Below are 15,147 nucleotides of genomic sequence, written 5' to 3' on the forward strand. Positions count from 1 at the left end.
CAAGGCGACGCTGCACGACCGCTTCATGGCCAATGGCAGCGTCGGCTCGATCGCGATCTTCTTCGTGGCCGTCTGCCTGCTCTTCACCTTCACGACCGACGCCTTCCTGACGGCGCCGAACCTTCTCAACATCGTCCGGCAGGCGGCGCCGCTCCTCATCGTCGCCGCCGCCATGACGCTGGTGATCACCACCGGCGGCATCGACCTGTCGGTGGGCTCGGTCCTCGCCATCGTCTGCGCCCTGTCGGCGGCCCTTCTCCAGATGGGCGTGCCCTGGCCTGTCGTGATCCTCGCCATGCTGGCGCTGGGTGCCGCGATCGGCGCGCTCCAGGGCTTCTTCATCGCCTATGAGGGCATCCCCGCCTTCATCGTCACCCTGGCCGGCCTGTCGGTGATCCGGGGCGTGGCGCTGCTCGTCACCGGCGGCTATTCGATCCCGATCGCGCCGGACAGCCCCTTCGTCACCATGGGGCGCGGCTGGTTCCTTGGCGTGCCGATCCCGGCCTGGATCGCCGTCGCCGCCCTGCTCGCCGCGACGCTCACCTTCAACGGCACCCGCTTCGGCCGCTACGTGACGGGCATCGGCGCCAACAAGGAGGCGGTGCGCCGCGCCGGCATCGACACGCGCCGCACGCTTCTCATGGTCTATGTCCTGTCCTCGACGGCGGCGGCGCTCGCCGGCATCGTCCTCGCCGGCCGGCTCGGCTCGGGCTCGTCCAATTCCGGCCAGGGCTTCGAGCTCGACGTCATCGCGGCGGTCGTCCTCGGCGGCACCTCGCTCTTCGGCGGGCGCGGCACGATGGTCGGCACGGTTCTCGGCGCCCTCACCGTTTCGGTGATCGCCAACGGCCTCATCCTGTCGCATATGTCGCCCTTCCTCACGCCGATCATCACCGGCTGCATCATCCTCGTCGCGATCTGGCTGAACTTCCGCCTGTTCCGCGGCGGCGCGCGAAAGGTCTGACGCGATGGCGCTCGACTTCCAGCCTCCCGGCGCCCGCGACGCCGCCCTCGGCATCGGCGTCCGCTCCGGCCATGTCATGACGGTGGAAGGCCCGCTGCCCGTCGCCGAGATGGGCGTGACGCTGATGCACGAGCATATCCTGATCGACGGCGCCAAGGCCTGGCGCTGTCCCTGCCATCCGCCGGACCCGGTGCTGAACGAGGGACCGGTCCGGATCGAGATCATCGGCGAATTGCGGATGAACCCGTATATGAACCGGGACAATGTCTCGCTGACCGATTCCGACCTCGCTCTCTCCGAACTGAAGCTCTTCCAGGCGCTCGGCGGGACGACCGTGGTCGATCCCACCAATTTCGGCATCGGCCGCGATCCCGAGAAGCTGCGCCGCATCGCCCGGATGGGCGGGCCGAAGATCGTGATGGGCTCGGGCTTCTATCTCGAATTCAGCCATCCCGAATGGCTGAAGGCCATGGATGTGGACGAGGTCGCCGAGCTCATCGTCCAGGATGTCGGCGGCGGCGCGGAGAAGCCGGAGATCATGGCCGGCATCATCGGCGAGGTCGGCGTCTCGAAGGACTTCACGCCGGAGGAGAGGAAGTCCCTCACCGCCTCGGCCAGGGCGTCCGCCCGCACCGGCGTGCCGCTCTCCATCCACCTGCCCGGCTGGGAGCGCCTCGCGCACGAGGTGCTCGACATCGTGGAGGCCGAGGGCGCCGATCTCAGGCACACCGTGCTCTGCCACATGAATCCGAGCCATGACGACCTGCCCTACCAGACGAGTCTGGCCGAGCGCGGCGCCTTCCTGGAATATGACATGATCGGCATGGACTATTACTATGCCGACCAGGACGCGCAGTCGCCCTCCGACGAGGAGAACGCGCGGGCGATCCGCGCGCTCGTCGATGCCGGCTTCGCCGACCGCCTGCTGCTCAGCCAGGACGTGTTCCTGAAGATGATGCTGACCCGCTTCGGCGGCTTCGGCTATGCCCATATCCTGCGGCATTTCGTGCCGCGCCTGCGGCGCCACGGCGTCCAGGATGCCGTGATCGACCGCATGATGGTCGACAATCCGCGCGCGGTCTTCTCGGCCGCCTGACCTCCTTATCCATCACGAGAGACGACATGAGCACCAAGAAGGTTCTGCTGGCCGGCGAGTCCTGGGTTTCCACCGCGACCCATATCAAGGGCTTCGACCAGTTCCCGACCGTGACCTATCACCAGGGGGCCGACGAGCTCCTCGCCGCGCTGAAGGGCAGCCCCTTCGACATCACCTTCATGCCCGCCCATCAGGCGCAGCGCGACTTCCCGCAGACGCTGGAGGCGCTCTCGGCCTATGACGCCGTGGTCCTGTCGGATATCGGGGCTAACACGCTCCTCCTCCATCCCGACACCTGGATCCATTCGAAGGTGACGCCGAACCGCCTGAAGCTCATCCGCGACTACGTCGCCGGGGGCGGGGCGCTCCTGATGTTCGGCGGCTACTACTCCTTCCAGGGCATCAATGGCGGGGCGCGCTATCGCAAGACCGCCGTGGAGGACGTCCTGCCGGTGCGCTGCCTGCCCGTCGATGACCGCGTCGAGGTGCCGGAGGGCTTCACCCCGGTCGTCACCGGCACGGGAAGCCATCCGATCCTTAAGGGCCTCGGCACCGACTGGCCGGTGCTTCTCGGCTTCAACGAGGTGGAACTGAAGGACGGGGCGGAGGTGCTGGCCACGGTCTCCGACGAATACGGCGCCCTGCCGCTCCTCGTCACCGGCACCCATGGCAAGGGCCGCACCGTGGTCTGGACCTCCGATGTCGGCCCGCACTGGCTGCCGGGCGATTTCATCCGCTGGGAGGGCTATGCCAAGCTCTTCGGCGCCATGCTCGCCTGGGCGACCGAAGACAGGGGCTGACCATGGCGAGCCAACCCATCGGACGCGCCGGCGCCGACACGATCCGCGCGATCTTCGGCCGGACAAAGGCGGTGATCGGCGTCGTCCATCTCCTGCCGCTGCCCGGCGCCCCGCGCTTCGATGGGGAAAGCGTCGAGGCGATCTACGCCCAGGGCCTCGCCGACGCGCGCGCCTATCTCGAAGGCGGTTGCGACGGGGTGATCGTCGAGAATCACGGCGACGTGCCCTTCGCCAAGCCCGACGCGATCGGCCCGGAAACGGCGGCCCACATGGCCGTCGTCTCCGACCGCATCCGACGCGAGCTCGGCCGGCCGATCGGCGTCAACGTCCTCGCCAATGCCGCGATCCCGGCGCTCGCCATCGCCAGCGCCGCCGGCGCGGCCTTCGTCCGCGTCAACCAATGGGCCAATGCCTATGTGGCGAACGAGGGCTTCGTTGAGGGCGAGGCGGCGCGCGCCATGCGCTATCGCGCGCAGCTGCGGGCGAAGGGCGTGCGCATCTTCGCCGACGCCCATGTGAAGCACGGCGCCCATGCCATCGTCGCCGACCGCCCGGTCGAGGAGCAGGTGAAAGACCTCGTCTTCTTCGACGCCGATGTGGTGATCGCCACCGGCCAGCGCACCGGCCATGCGGCCGATCTCGGCTATATCCAGATGATCAGGGAGGCCTCGGGCTTGCCGACCCTGGTCGGCAGCGGCGTGACGCCCGAGAACGCCAACGACATCCTCGCCATCACCGATGGCGTCATCGTCGCCAGCTCGCTGAAGCATGACGGCGTCTGGTGGAACGCCGTCGATCCCGACCGCGTGAAGCGCTTCGTCGCCGGACTGCGGCGATGACTCCGCTGCCGGCGATCCGGCCCGAACGGCTTCTGGACCGGCTGGCGGCCTTCGCCGCCATCGGCCGGACGGCGAAGGGCGGCGTCGACCGGCAGGCGTTGACGGAAGGCGACCGCGCCGCCCGCGCCCTGCTCGCGCGGCTGGCGCGGGCGCGCGGCTTCGCCCTGTTCCAGGACGCGGCGGCCAATCTCTTCGTCCGCCGCGAGGGCGCCGATTCCGGCCTGCCGCCGCTCCTCGTCGGCAGCCATCTCGACACGCAGCCGACGGGCGGCCGCTTCGACGGCGCGCTCGGCACGCTCGCCGCCTTCGAGCTGCTGGAAGCGTTGGAGGATGCGGGTCTCGCGACACCGCGCGCGGTGGAGCTGGTCGCCTGGACGAACGAGGAAGGCAGCCGCTTCTCCCCCGGCTGTCTCGGCTCGCAGGCCTTCGCGGCGGGGCGCCTCGCGCCGGAATGGCTGGAGGCCCGCGCGCCCGACGGCGCGCGGCTGGGCGAGGAACTGGCGGCGACGCTCGCCGCGCTGCCGGAAGTGGCGATGCGCCCGCTCGGCACGCCGGTCGCCGCCTATCTCGAACTCCATATCGAACAGGGACCGGTGCTGGAGCGCGAAGACGTGCCGATCGGCGCGGTCTCGGCGATCCAGGGCACGCGCTGGCTCGAAGTGACGATGGAGGGCGCCGCCGCTCATGCCGGCACGACGCCCCTCGCCTTCCGCCGCGACCCGATGGTGGCGGCGGTGGCGGCGCTGCACCATCTTCAGACGCGGGTGATGCCGGAGGACCCGGCGGCGCGGCTGACGGTCGGGCGCATCCGCGCCGAGCCGGGCTCGATCAACGCCGTGCCGGAGCGCGTGAGTTTCTCGGTCGACATCCGGCACCCGGATGCGGGGCGCCTTGCCGCGATCGAAGCCGAGGTGCGGGACGTCTGCACCGCGTCCGCGACGGCGCAGGATTGCACGGCCCGGGTGGCGGTGCGCTTCGACATGGCGCCGCTCGCCTTCGCCGAGGAGATGATCCGTGCCGTCGAGACGGCGGCGGCGAAGGCGGGGCTCGCCTCGCGGCGTCTCGTTTCCGGCGCCTTCCACGATGCGCTGTTCCTTGCCCGCGTCGCCCCGGCCGGGATGATCTTCGTGCCCTGCCGCGACGGCGTCAGCCATAACGAGGCGGAGGATGTCGAGCCGCGCTTCTCGGCGGCCGGCGCCACCGTCCTTCTCGGCGGCGCGCTGGAGCTTCTCGGCCTCGCCGGCTGACGGGCCGTCCGTCCGCTCCCACTCCCGAAACGACAACGCCCGCCGGGGGAGGAACCGGCGGGCGTCGTGGATAGGCCTGCGACGGGAGGAGTTCGCAGGCGGATCGCGAGGGCCCTGGGAGGAGGAGAGGCCCCGCGAAGCTCTGGAAGTCTTAGCGGACCGCGCGGCGCGCGATGGTCGGGATGTCCGAGCGGCAGATGCCGAGATCGGCGAGCTCGCGCTGGTTGAGGCTGTTCAGCTCGTTGACCGTCGCACGATACTGGCGCCAGGTCTGGAAGGAGCGGGAGAGGTTCATCTTGGTTCCTTTCGCGTTTCCCGGCTGGAAGCGCCCGGTTCGCGATTTCTTTGGACAAGTGATGAATAGCCCCTGGCCCGCCCCGGCAGTAGCGCTAAAACGGAATGGCAGACCCGTCGTTTCTCGCTATGTCTTGAAGAATAGGCGGTCATGCGCGGGGCGAATGGATGGCCTCGATCGCGCCGCATCGGCCGAACCGTGCCGACGCATCGCGCGAGCGGACGTCCTCCCTTCCCTCGGACGGACCTTCGTGCGGAAAGTATCAAGTCGATGAAGATCTGGATCGCCCTCTCGCTCGCCGCCGCGACGCTCAGCGGCTGCAACAGCGTGCCCTACGAGGGGCGCTACGGCGCGAGCGGCTATGTCGAGTCGCAATGCGCGGCCATCCGGCAGTTCGTGCCGTTGCAGGAGCGCGGCACGCGGGCCGATCCGACGACCTCGCGCTCCTCGCTCTGCTACGGCACGGCGCCGGTCGAGTATCGCACCGGCGGCATCGGCGCCGACAGCCCGTTCTTTCCGCTCCGCGCCTTCGTCGACGCCGCCAATACGAACTGAGGCGGCACCGCCGCCCGGCGCCATCGCGCCGCCGCTTGCCCGCCCGCCTGGGGCGGGTCATGCTCACCGCTTTCCGACCGGACGCGGGACGGGCAGCCATGCTCTACGACACGCGATGGGACCGAAGATTCGAAGAGCCGCCGCCGCGCGGCAACGGCTGGTTCTGGTTCTTCGTCGCCGCCTTCGTGCCGGTGCTGATCGGCGCCTATACCCTGGCGACGGCCTTCGACAGCCTGACGCTTCTGGCGGCGCCGCTCGGCGTCAACCTCGCCGCGATCGTCTGGGCCCGCTTCGCCGGCTGGTAGCGGCCGACGCGGCCCACGCGGCCGAAGGACCGGCGGGATCGAGCGAATATAAGGGAAGAGGCGCGAAACGGCGGCCGAGGGCCTGGCCTTCGCGGTCAGGGATGGAGAAAGCGGAGCGGCGCGGCATCGCGCATGATGGCGGCGGCGGCCTCGATCCGCTCGGCCGCGGCGCGCTCCTCCAGCGCCCTCACGGTCTCGACCAGACCCTGGTCGATGGCTTCCCATTCGGTGATGAGCCCGTCTTCGAGCGCTTCGAGCGTTTCCGTCCTCGACATCGAAGTCCCCTGATCGATGGTTAACGAGGGGCGGAATCCGCGAAAGCCGCATCGGTTCCACGTAATTTTCGCGCGGCGGGGCCGATCGGTCGGCCGGGTCCGACGCATTTCGTCACAGGCACGACGAAAAAGAGGCGGATTTTCTTCATTGTGGCCGCACTTCGCGCCTTCGACGCTTGAGTTCCGGGCCCCGCGCCCCAAACACTACTTCATGGCTGGACTTATCGATCGGCCGCAAAGGGGGCTTCAACCGTGCAGATCCTTCGTCTCGCTTCCGTCGCCGCTCTGGCGCTCGGCCTGTCGCTCGGCGCGGCCGTGGCCGCGCCGGTGGTTGTCTCGTCCAAGATCGACACCGAGGGCGGCGTCCTCGGCAACATGATCCTTCTCGCGCTGAAACAGGCCGGCATCGAGGCGACGGACCGCCTCCAGCTCGGCGGCACGCCCGTGGTGCGCAAGGCGATCACCGCCGGCGAGATCGACATCTATCCCGAATATACCGGCAACGCGGCCTATTTCTTCTCCAAGGCCGACGATCCGTCCTGGAAGGACGCGGCCAAGGCCTATGAGGAGGCCAAGAAGCTCGACTACGACGCGAACAAGATCGTCTGGCTCGCGCCCGCCCCCGCCAACAATACCTGGGGCATCGCGGTGCGCGGCGACCTTGCCGAGCCGAACAAGCTCGAGACCATGTCGGATTTCGGCAAGTGGATCGCCGGCGGCGGCAAGGCGAAGCTCGCGGCCTCGGCCGAATTCGTCAATTCGGCGGCGGCGCTGCCGGCCTTCCAGACGACCTACGGCTTCAAGCTCAGCCCGGACCAGTTGCTGACGCTGTCCGGCGGCGACACCGCCGCGACGATCGCCGCCGCCGCCCAGGGCACAAACGGCGTCAACAGCGCCATGGTCTACGGCACGGATGGCGGCATCGCCTCCTCCGGCCTCAAGGTGATGACCGACGACAAGGGCGTCCAGCCGGTCTACCAGCCGGCGCCGATCGTCCGCGAGGCGGTGCTGAAGGCCAATCCCAAGATCGAGGAGGCGCTGAAGCCGATCTTCGCCTCGCTCGACCTCACCACCCTGCAGGAGCTGAACGGCCGCGTGCAGGTCGGCGGCGAGCCGGCCAGCGCCGTCGCCGAGGACTATCTGAAGTCCAAGGGCTTCCTGAAATAGGCTCGGAACGCGCGGCCGCGATGGGCTGGCGGGTCGACAAGCTCGGCATCGTGGCGGCGGCGCTGGCCGGCGTCGCGGTCTTCGCGCTGCCCTTCGCCAGCTTTCGCGCCAACCGCATCGTGCCCGGCCTGCCGAAGCCGCTCTGGGAAGCGCTGCCGGCGCCGGCAGCCGGCGCGACGCTTGTCCTCCTGGGCCTCGTCGTCGCCCTGTCGCTGCCACGCCTGCCGGCGCTGGCGCGGCTTCTCGCCGCGCTGATCGGCCTTGGTGCGCTCGCCGTCGCGATCGGCCTCGCGCCGGGCCATCTCACGCCGCCCGGCAATAGCTATGCCCGCGTTGCGCCGGCCGCCGGCTTCTGGCTCCTTTCCTTCGTGCTCGCGATCCTCGTCGCCGACGCGCTGACACGGCTGCGGCCGCGCCCCGCCGCGCGGCTCCTGATCCTCCTCGTCGTCGCCGGCGCGCTCGGCGGTCTCCTCGCCTCCGGCCTCTGGGACGGGTTGTCGATCCTGAAGGAATATTCGACGCGCGCCGCCAGCTTCTGGCGCGAGGGGCGCCAGCATGTCGCCCTCGCCTTCGGCTCGCTTCTCGCTTCCACCCTCATCGGCATCCCGCTCGGCATCCTGTGCCATCGGCTGCGCCCGTTGCGCGATCCGGTGCTGAATCTCCTGAACGTCGTCCAGACCGTGCCGTCCATCGCGCTGTTCGGCCTTCTGATCGCGCCGCTCGGCTGGATCGCGCTCCATGTGCCGGGCGCCACCGCGCTCGGCATCCGCGGCATCGGCGCGGCGCCGGCCCTCGTCGCGCTCTTTCTCTACTCGCTGCTCCCGGTCGTCGCGAACACGGTCGTCGGCCTCGCCGGCATTCCCCCGGAAGCCGAGGATGCCGCCAAGGGCCTCGGCATGACGAGCCGCCAGCGCCTGTTCCGCGTCGAGCTGCCGCTCGCCCTGCCGGTGATCCTGACCGGCATCCGCATCGTGCTCGTCCAGAATATCGGCCTCGCCACGGTGGCGGCGCTGATCGGCGGCGGCGGCTTCGGCATCTTCGTCTTCCAGGGCATCGGCCAGACGGCGATGGATCTCGTGCTCCTCGGCGCGGTGCCGACGGTGGCGCTCGCCTTCGCCGCCGCCGTGATCCTCGACGCCGCCGTCGAGGCGGCGAGCGACATACCGGCCGGAGGTCCCGCATGATCGAGCTGCGCCATCTAGTGAAGCGCTATGGCGGCGAGACGGTGGTCGACGACGTCTCCTTCGTCATCGAGCCGCGCACCATCGCGGCGGTGGTCGGCACGTCCGGCTCCGGCAAGACGACCGTGATGCGGATGATCAACCGCATGACGGAGCCGACCAGCGGCGAGGTCCTGATCGACGGCGCCGACAACCGCTCGCTGCGCGGCTACGAGCTGCGCCGGCGCATCGGCTATGTCATCCAGAATCATGGCCTTTTCCCGCATCGCTCGGTGGCCGAGAATATCGGCACGGTGCCCGAGCTTCTCGGCTGGGAGAAGAGCCGCATCGCGGCGCGCGTCGAGGAGCTGCTCGACCTGTTCGGCCTCGATCCGAAGCTCTTCGCCAAGCGGCGGCCGAACGAGCTGTCCGGCGGCCAGCAGCAGCGCGTCGGCGTCGCGCGCGCCCTGGCGGCGCAGCCGAACATCCTTCTGATGGACGAGCCCTTCGGCGCGCTCGATCCGATCATCCGCATGAAGGCGCAGGCCGATCTCCTGCGCATCCAGAAGGCGACCGGCACGACCGTGGTGATCGTCACCCACGACATGGAGGAGGCGATCCTGCTCGGCCATCGCATCGCGGTGCTCGATGCCGGCAAGCTGCTGCAATATGCCGAACCCGCCGAGATCCTCGCCCGGCCGGCGACGCCCTTCGTCGAGGAGCTGATCGGCACGGCCGACCGGCCCTTCCGCCTTCTGTCGCTCGGCGAGCTGATGCCGCTGGTCGAGCCCGGCGAGGCGGCCGGCCAGCCGATCCCCGCCGGCGCCAACCGGCGCGACGCGCTGGCGGAGCTTCTCTGGTCCGGGCGCGAGGCGGCGCCCGTCACGGGGGCGGACGGCCGCCGGCTCGGCATCGTGCGCACCGCCCGGCTGGTCTCCGACGCGGCGCGGCCGGCCGGATGACGCGCCCCGCTCTGGTCCTGCGCCTCGTCGCCTTCGCGCTCCTCGTCGCCTTTTTGCTGCACCCGCCGCTCTTCGAGCCGCTTCTGGCACCGCTCGCGGAAAACGGCGCGCCGGCGATCTACAACCAGGGCAGCCTTCTCGGCCTGACGATCGCCCATCTCGAACTCGTCCTGGCGACGACGGTGCTTTCCGCCCTCGTCGCCATCGCGCTAGCGATCCTCGTCACGCGGCCGTTCGGCGCGGATTTCCTGCCTTTGTCGCGCAGCCTCGTGAATATCGGCCAGACCTTTCCGCCGGTCGCGGTCCTGGCGCTGGCGGTGCCCGCCGTCGGCTTCGGCGCGAAGCCGACCTTCATCGCGCTCTTCCTCTACGGGCTCCTGCCGATCTTCGAGAACACGCTGACCGGCCTCACCACCCTGCCGCCGGCGGTGACGGAAGCGGCGCGCGGCATGGGGCTGACCGGCACGCAGCGGCTCCTGCGCGTCGAGCTGCCGCTCGCGATGCCGGTGATCCTCGCCGGCATCCGCCTTTCGGCGGTCATCGGCCTGTCCACCGCGACGATCGGCTCGACGGTCGCCGCCCGCACGCTCGGCGAGGTGATCATCGCCGGGCTCCTGTCGAACAATCTCGCCTTCATCGTCCAGGGCGGCTTGATCGTCGCAACGCTCGCCGTCCTTCTCTACGATGCGCTGGCCGCCCTCGAACGGGGGCTGGCGAAGCGCATGGGCCTTGCCGGCCGGCGCGGCTGAGGAGAGGCGGGATGACGGGCCCCTGGCCGGACGAGCCGGAAATCGCCGCCTTCCAGCGCCGCTGCGACGCCTTCTATCCGCCGGACGCGGTGGCGGCGCCGATCGAGCGCCAGCGCGAATGGTACGACGCGCTCTGCCGGGAGTTCGATGCGCCGCGCCCGCCGGGCCTCGCCGTGGAGGACAGCCGGCGCGGCGGGGTCGCGACGCGCCTCTATCGCCCGGCCTCGGTCGCGGCACCGGCGACCATCCTCTATCTCCATGGCGGCGGCTTCGTCGTCGGCTCGCTCGCCAGCCACGACGCCATCTGCGCCGAGATCGCGGCGGAGACGCAGGCGGAGCTCGTCGCGGTGGACTATCGCCTGTCGCCCGAGCATCGCCATCCGGCGGCGGCCGACGATGCGCTCGCCGTGCTGCGCGCCCTTCTGGCGGAGGGCCGCCGCGTCGTCGTCGCGGGCGACAGCGCCGGCGGCACGCTCGCGGCCGGGCTGGCGCTCCGGGCGCGCGATCTGCGGCTCGGCCCAGTGGTCGGGCAAGCCCTGATCTATCCGGGTCTCGGCGGCGATCTCGTCTCCGGCTCCTATGCCGAGATGGCCGAGGCGCCAGGCCTTTCGAGTGCCGACGTGCGCTATTATCGCGAGCTTCAGGGCGCGGCGGAGGACGATGCCCTCGCCTATCCGCTCCGCGCCGCCGATCTCGCCGGCCTGCCGCCCGCCTATGTCACGGCGGCGCGCTTCGATCCCTTGCGCGACGACGGCCGGCTCTATGCCGCCCGCCTCGCCGCAGCCGGCATCGATGTCGCCTTCCGCGAGGAGCCGCAGATGGTGCATGCCTGGCTGCGCGCCCGCCATACGAGCCCCGGCGCCAAGGCCGGCTTCGCGGCGCTCTGCGCCGGCATCGCCATGCTCGCGCGGCGCTGAGGGCTCAGACCCTCGGCGCGTCCTTCAGCGTGTCGATCAGCCGCAGCGCGTCCGGGCTCGCCCATTCGGCCGGTCCTGTGATAGCCGCGCGGGCGCAGCCCTTGGCATCCACCAGAAGGCTGACCGGCAGGCCGATGGTGATGCCCTTGGCCTTCAGGTCGGTGAAGACCGCCATGGTCTCGTCGCGCAGCAGCGGCAGCGCGGAAAGATTGGTCTCGGCATAGAAGCGCTTCGGCTTCTCGCCGTCGCCGAGATCGACATTGACCGGCAGGACGGCGAAATCCGCTCCGCCCTTCTGCCGCTCCAAGGCGTCGAGCGCCGGCATCTCGGCGCGGCAGGGCACGCACCAGGTGGCCCAGAGATTGACGAGAAGGGACTTGCCGGAAAAATCGGCGAGGCGCTTCGGCTGGCCGTTCTCGTCCTTGAAGGCGAGGTTAGAGGCGTCGAAGGGCGCATCCAGCGGGCGCACCGCCGCCACCTCGCCCTGCGCCGCCCGATCGATCGCGGCGGCGAATGCGGCATCGGCCGGACAGTTGGCGCTCGCCGCGTTGCCAGACCGCGTTTCCCCGACGTATATGCCGACGGCGCCCAGAATGCCGCCCGCGACGAGCGCGAGCCCGGCGATCGCGGCGATCCGGCGTCTCGGCTTGCCCTGCCGTTTCCCATCAGACATCGTTCGCAGGAATCCTTCGAGTAGACTTCATGAACGAGATCACGAGACCCGCCGGCAACGAGATGTGGGGTGGCCGCTTCGCCGCCAAGCCCGCCGCCATCATGCAGGAGATCAACGCCTCGATCGATTTCGACAAGCGCCTTTATGCCGAGGATATCGCCGGTTCCAAGGCGCATGCGGCGATGCTGGCGGCGACGGGCATCATTTCCCCCAGTGACGAGGCGGAGATCCAGCGCGGCCTCGACCTCGTGCTCGGCGAGATCGAGGCCGGGACATTCGCCTTCTCGCGCGAGCGCGAGGACATCCACATGAATGTCGAGGCGCGGCTCGCCGAACTCATCGGCCCCGCCGCCGGCCGCCTCCACACGGCGCGCTCGCGCAACGATCAGGTCGCCCTCGACTTCCGCCTCCATGTGAAGCGCGCCTTCGTCGAGACCGAAGCGGCGCTCGGCCGGCTGATCCTCGCCTTTCTCGACCGCGCTGAGGAGCATGCCGACACGGTGATGCCGGGCTTCACCCATCTCCAGGTGGCCCAGCCGGTGACCTTCGGCCATCATTGCCTCGCCTATGTCGAGATGTTCGCCCGCGACCGCTCGCGCTGCCGCGACGCCATCGCCCGGCTCGACGAATCGCCGCTCGGCGCGGCCGCGCTCGCCGGCACGCCCTTTCCGATCGACCGGCATCGGACGGCGGCGGCGCTCGGCTTCGCCGGCCCGACCCGCAATTCGATCGATTCGGTTTCCGACCGCGACTTCGCGCTGGAATTTCTGTCGACAGCCGCGATCGCCGCCACCCATCTCTCCCGCCTCGCCGAGGAGATCGTGATCTGGTCGACGCCGCAATTCGGCTTCGTGCGCCTGTCGGACGCCTTCTCGACCGGCTCCTCGATCATGCCGCAGAAGAAGAACCCGGACGCGGCCGAGCTGGTGCGGGCGAAGGCCGGGCGCATCACCGGCGCGCTCGTCGCCCTCCTCACCGTGATGAAGGGCCTGCCGCTCGCCTATTCCAAGGACATGCAGGAGGACAAGGAACAGGTCTTCGACGCGATCGATTCCATCGGCCTGTCGCTCTCGGCGGCGACCGGCATGGTGCGCGACCTCGGCGTCGATGTCGCGGCGATGCGCCGGGCCGCCGGCCACGGCTATTCCACCGCCACCGACCTCGCCGACTGGCTGGTGCGCGAGATCGGCCTGCCCTTCCGCGAGGCCCATCACGTCACCGGCCGCGCGGTCGCGCTGGCGGAAAGCACCGATGCCCGGCTGGAGGACCTGCCGCTCGACGTGTTGCGCAGCCTCCATCCGCGCATCCACGCGGGCGTCTACGAGGTCCTGTCCGTCGATGCCTCGGTGCGCAGCCGCCGCAGCTTCGGCGGCACGGCGCCGGAGAATGTCCGGCGCGAGATCGCCGAATGGCGGGCGCGGCTCGGCTAGAGCATCGGCGGGTAACGCGCTAAGAGGAAGGCGGGCGGGCCGCCGCCGGCAGGGGAACAAGGCAAGCGATGCGAACGGGATTGAAGCGGATCGGGCTCGCATTCATGCTGGCCCTTCTCGGCGCGGCGGCGCTTACCGGCTGCGGGCGCAAGAACCTGCCTGTCGCCTCGGGCGGCTCGGTCACCGCGCCGATCGGCGCGCCGGGCTCGACCGACCAGAACGCGCCGCAGAGCCTCGCCAATTTCCAGCGCACCAACCGCGTCACCTCCTCCGGCGGCGACGATCTGCGCATCCTCCCGGCGGAAGTGGCCAAGAATCCGGGCGTTCCGAAGAAGCGCTTCCTCCTGGACGGTCTCCTGAACTGATACGATGAACCATTTCCAATATCAGGACGGCGTGCTCCACGCCGAGAATGTCGATCTGCGCGAGATCGCTTCGCGCCTCGGCACGCCCTTCTACTGCTATTCGACGGCGACGCTGACCCGCCATTACCGCGTCTTCGCCGAGGCCTTCGCCGATATCGACGCCCTCGTCTGCTATGCGATGAAGGCGAATTCCAACCAGGCGGTGATCCGCACGCTGGCGGATCTCGGCGCGGGGGCGGACGTCGTCTCGGGCGGCGAGCTCGCCCGGGCGCTGGCCGCCGGCATTCCCGGTGAGAGGATCATGTTCTCCGGCGTCGGCAAGACGGCGGAGGAGATCGACGCCGCGCTCGCCGCCGGCATCTTCTGCTTCAACGTCGAATCCGAGCCGGAGCTGGACCTGCTCTCGGCGCGGGCGGTCGCGGCCGGCCGCACGGCATCGGTCTCCTTCCGCATCAATCCGGATGTCGACGCGCGCACCCATGCCAAGATCTCGACCGGCAAGAAGGGCGACAAGTTCGGCATCGGCTATGGCCGCGCGCCGGCCGTCTATGCGCGGGCGGCCACCCTGCCCGGCATCCGCGTCACCGGCATCGACATGCATATCGGCTCGCAGATCACCGAGCTCGAACCCTTCGACCATGCCTTCGCCCGGCTTGCCGAACTGGTGGCCGAACTGCGCGGCCAGGGGCACGACATCCACCATGTCGATCTCGGCGGCGGTCTCGGCGTGCCCTATCGCCGCGACAACGCGCCGCCGCCGGAGCCCGACGCCTATGCCGCGATCGTCAAGCGCCATGTGCGCGGCCTCGGCTGCCGGGTGATCTTCGAGCCCGGCCGGCTGCTCGTCGCCAATGCCGGCATCCTCGTCGCCCGGGTGATCTACGTGAAGGACACGGGCGACAAGACCTTCGTGATCCTCGACGCAGCGATGAACGACCTCATCCGCCCGACGCTCTACGAGGCCTGGCACGACATCCTGCCCGTGACCGAGACGGACGCGCCCTATGTCACGGCCGATGTCGTCGGCCCGGTCTGCGAGAGCGGCGACTTCATGGCGAAGGACCGCGCCATGCCGCGCGTCGCGGCCGGCGATCTCGTCGCCCTGATGACCGCCGGCGCCTATGGCGCCGTGCAGTCCGGCACCTACAACACCCGCCCGCTCGTCGCGGAAGTTCTGGTGAAGGGCGCGGATTTCGCCGCCGTCCGTCCGCGCCAGACGATCGAGGAGCTCATCGCGCTCGACCGCCTGCCGCCCTGGCTCGCCGAGCCGGCCTGAGCCTGCCGGACACGCGCATATGATCCGCCGCGACCCGTTAAGGACTCGCGGCGCCTCGCCTTCGCCTCAAAA

The 15,147-nt window shown here is 69.9% G+C and carries 18 protein-coding genes; 15 read left to right on the forward strand and 3 right to left on the reverse strand.

What is annotated here, in order from left to right; translation table 11 throughout:
• The first annotated feature begins 25 nt into the window (after window positions 1-25).
• Genes IEY14_RS18055 through IEY14_RS18075 form a run of 5 tightly spaced genes read left to right on the forward strand, consistent with a single transcriptional unit; the run spans window position 26 to window position 4,946 of the window.
• Window positions 26-964 (forward strand): ABC transporter permease, encoded by a 939-nt coding sequence (locus IEY14_RS18055; RefSeq protein ID WP_244639588.1) that lies wholly within the window; start codon window positions 26-28, stop codon window positions 962-964.
• A 4-nt stretch (window positions 965-968) separates the two neighbouring features.
• Window positions 969-2,060 carry a phosphotriesterase family protein gene (locus IEY14_RS18060; protein WP_188910993.1) on the forward strand — a complete coding sequence of 364 codons (1,092 nt, stop codon included), beginning with the start codon at window positions 969-971 and terminating at the stop codon, window positions 2,058-2,060.
• Window positions 2,061-2,086: 26 nt separating this feature from the next.
• Window positions 2,087-2,860, forward strand: a complete 774-nt coding sequence (locus IEY14_RS18065) for a glutamine amidotransferase (protein WP_188910995.1) — start codon at window positions 2,087-2,089, stop codon at window positions 2,858-2,860.
• Window positions 2,861-2,862: 2 nt separating this feature from the next.
• Entirely contained in the window at window positions 2,863-3,699 is an 837-nt protein-coding gene (locus tag IEY14_RS18070; RefSeq protein ID WP_188910997.1) for a BtpA/SgcQ family protein, read from the forward strand.
• Window positions 3,696-4,946: a Zn-dependent hydrolase gene (locus IEY14_RS18075; protein ID WP_188910999.1), complete on the forward strand. Its 1,251-nt coding sequence runs from the start codon at window positions 3,696-3,698 to the stop codon at window positions 4,944-4,946. The genes IEY14_RS18070 and IEY14_RS18075 overlap by 4 nt, the downstream gene beginning before the upstream one ends.
• 151 nt (window positions 4,947-5,097) lie before the next feature.
• Here the strand turns inward: IEY14_RS18075 and IEY14_RS18080 are convergent, their stop codons facing one another.
• Window positions 5,098-5,241: a DUF1127 domain-containing protein gene (locus IEY14_RS18080; RefSeq protein WP_188911001.1), complete on the reverse strand. Its 144-nt coding sequence runs from the start codon at window positions 5,239-5,241 to the stop codon at window positions 5,098-5,100.
• A 270-nt stretch (window positions 5,242-5,511) separates the two neighbouring features.
• Between IEY14_RS18080 and IEY14_RS18085 the strand changes: the two genes are divergently transcribed.
• On the forward strand, window positions 5,512-5,796 hold the full coding sequence (locus IEY14_RS18085; protein ID WP_188911003.1) for a hypothetical protein: 285 nt from the start codon (window positions 5,512-5,514) through the stop codon (window positions 5,794-5,796).
• A 98-nt stretch (window positions 5,797-5,894) separates the two neighbouring features.
• A complete protein-coding gene (locus IEY14_RS18090) occupies window positions 5,895-6,101 on the forward strand; it encodes a hypothetical protein (RefSeq protein ID WP_188911005.1) in 207 nt (68 codons plus the stop codon).
• A gap of 95 nt (window positions 6,102-6,196) precedes the next feature.
• Here IEY14_RS18090 and IEY14_RS18095 read toward each other — a convergent pair whose 3' ends face one another.
• A complete protein-coding gene (locus IEY14_RS18095) occupies window positions 6,197-6,376 on the reverse strand; it encodes a hypothetical protein (protein WP_188911007.1) in 180 nt (59 codons plus the stop codon).
• Window positions 6,377-6,634: 258 nt separating this feature from the next.
• Here IEY14_RS18095 and osmF point away from each other — a divergent pair, with 258 nt between their 5' ends.
• From osmF to IEY14_RS18120, 5 genes are read left to right on the forward strand one after another with little or no spacing between them, the layout of a single operon-like run.
• The gene (osmF, locus tag IEY14_RS18100) at window positions 6,635-7,543 is read left to right on the forward strand and encodes a glycine betaine ABC transporter substrate-binding protein OsmF (RefSeq protein ID WP_505625265.1); all 909 of its coding nucleotides are present in this window, start codon (window positions 6,635-6,637) and stop codon (window positions 7,541-7,543) included.
• Between the two features lie 20 nt (window positions 7,544-7,563).
• Window positions 7,564-8,727, forward strand: coding sequence for an ABC transporter permease (locus IEY14_RS18105; protein WP_188911011.1), 1,164 nt, complete (start codon window positions 7,564-7,566; stop codon window positions 8,725-8,727).
• Window positions 8,724-9,665 carry an ABC transporter ATP-binding protein gene (locus tag IEY14_RS18110; RefSeq protein ID WP_188911013.1) on the forward strand — a complete coding sequence of 314 codons (942 nt, stop codon included), beginning with the start codon at window positions 8,724-8,726 and terminating at the stop codon, window positions 9,663-9,665. The genes IEY14_RS18105 and IEY14_RS18110 overlap by 4 nt, the downstream gene beginning before the upstream one ends.
• Window positions 9,662-10,414, forward strand: a complete 753-nt coding sequence (locus tag IEY14_RS18115) for an ABC transporter permease (protein ID WP_188911015.1) — start codon at window positions 9,662-9,664, stop codon at window positions 10,412-10,414. The genes IEY14_RS18110 and IEY14_RS18115 overlap by 4 nt, the downstream gene beginning before the upstream one ends.
• Window positions 10,415-10,425: 11 nt before the next feature.
• Window positions 10,426-11,331 (forward strand): alpha/beta hydrolase, encoded by a 906-nt coding sequence (locus IEY14_RS18120; protein WP_188911017.1) that lies wholly within the window; start codon window positions 10,426-10,428, stop codon window positions 11,329-11,331.
• 4 nt (window positions 11,332-11,335) lie between these two features.
• On the opposite strand, the gene tlpA is transcribed toward IEY14_RS18120, so the two are convergent.
• Window positions 11,336-12,004 (reverse strand): thiol:disulfide interchange protein TlpA, encoded by a 669-nt coding sequence (gene tlpA / locus IEY14_RS18125; protein WP_188911018.1) that lies wholly within the window; start codon window positions 12,002-12,004, stop codon window positions 11,336-11,338.
• A gap of 29 nt (window positions 12,005-12,033) precedes the next feature.
• On the opposite strand from tlpA, the gene argH reads away from it, so the two are divergent.
• The 3 genes from argH (at window position 12,034) to lysA (ending at window position 15,075) form a co-directional block, all read left to right on the forward strand.
• Window positions 12,034-13,434 (forward strand): argininosuccinate lyase, encoded by a 1,401-nt coding sequence (gene argH / locus IEY14_RS18130; RefSeq protein ID WP_188911020.1) that lies wholly within the window; start codon window positions 12,034-12,036, stop codon window positions 13,432-13,434.
• Window positions 13,435-13,502: 68 nt separating this feature from the next.
• Window positions 13,503-13,799 carry a hypothetical protein gene (locus tag IEY14_RS18135; RefSeq protein ID WP_188911022.1) on the forward strand — a complete coding sequence of 99 codons (297 nt, stop codon included), beginning with the start codon at window positions 13,503-13,505 and terminating at the stop codon, window positions 13,797-13,799.
• A gap of 4 nt (window positions 13,800-13,803) precedes the next feature.
• Complete coding sequence (lysA, locus tag IEY14_RS18140; protein ID WP_188911023.1) at window positions 13,804-15,075, forward strand: diaminopimelate decarboxylase; 1,272 nt, start codon at window positions 13,804-13,806, stop codon at window positions 15,073-15,075.
• Window positions 15,076-15,147 lie beyond the last annotated feature (72 nt).

Source organism: Aureimonas endophytica (assembly GCF_014642635.1).
GTDB lineage: Bacteria > Pseudomonadota > Alphaproteobacteria > Rhizobiales > Rhizobiaceae > Plantimonas > Plantimonas endophytica.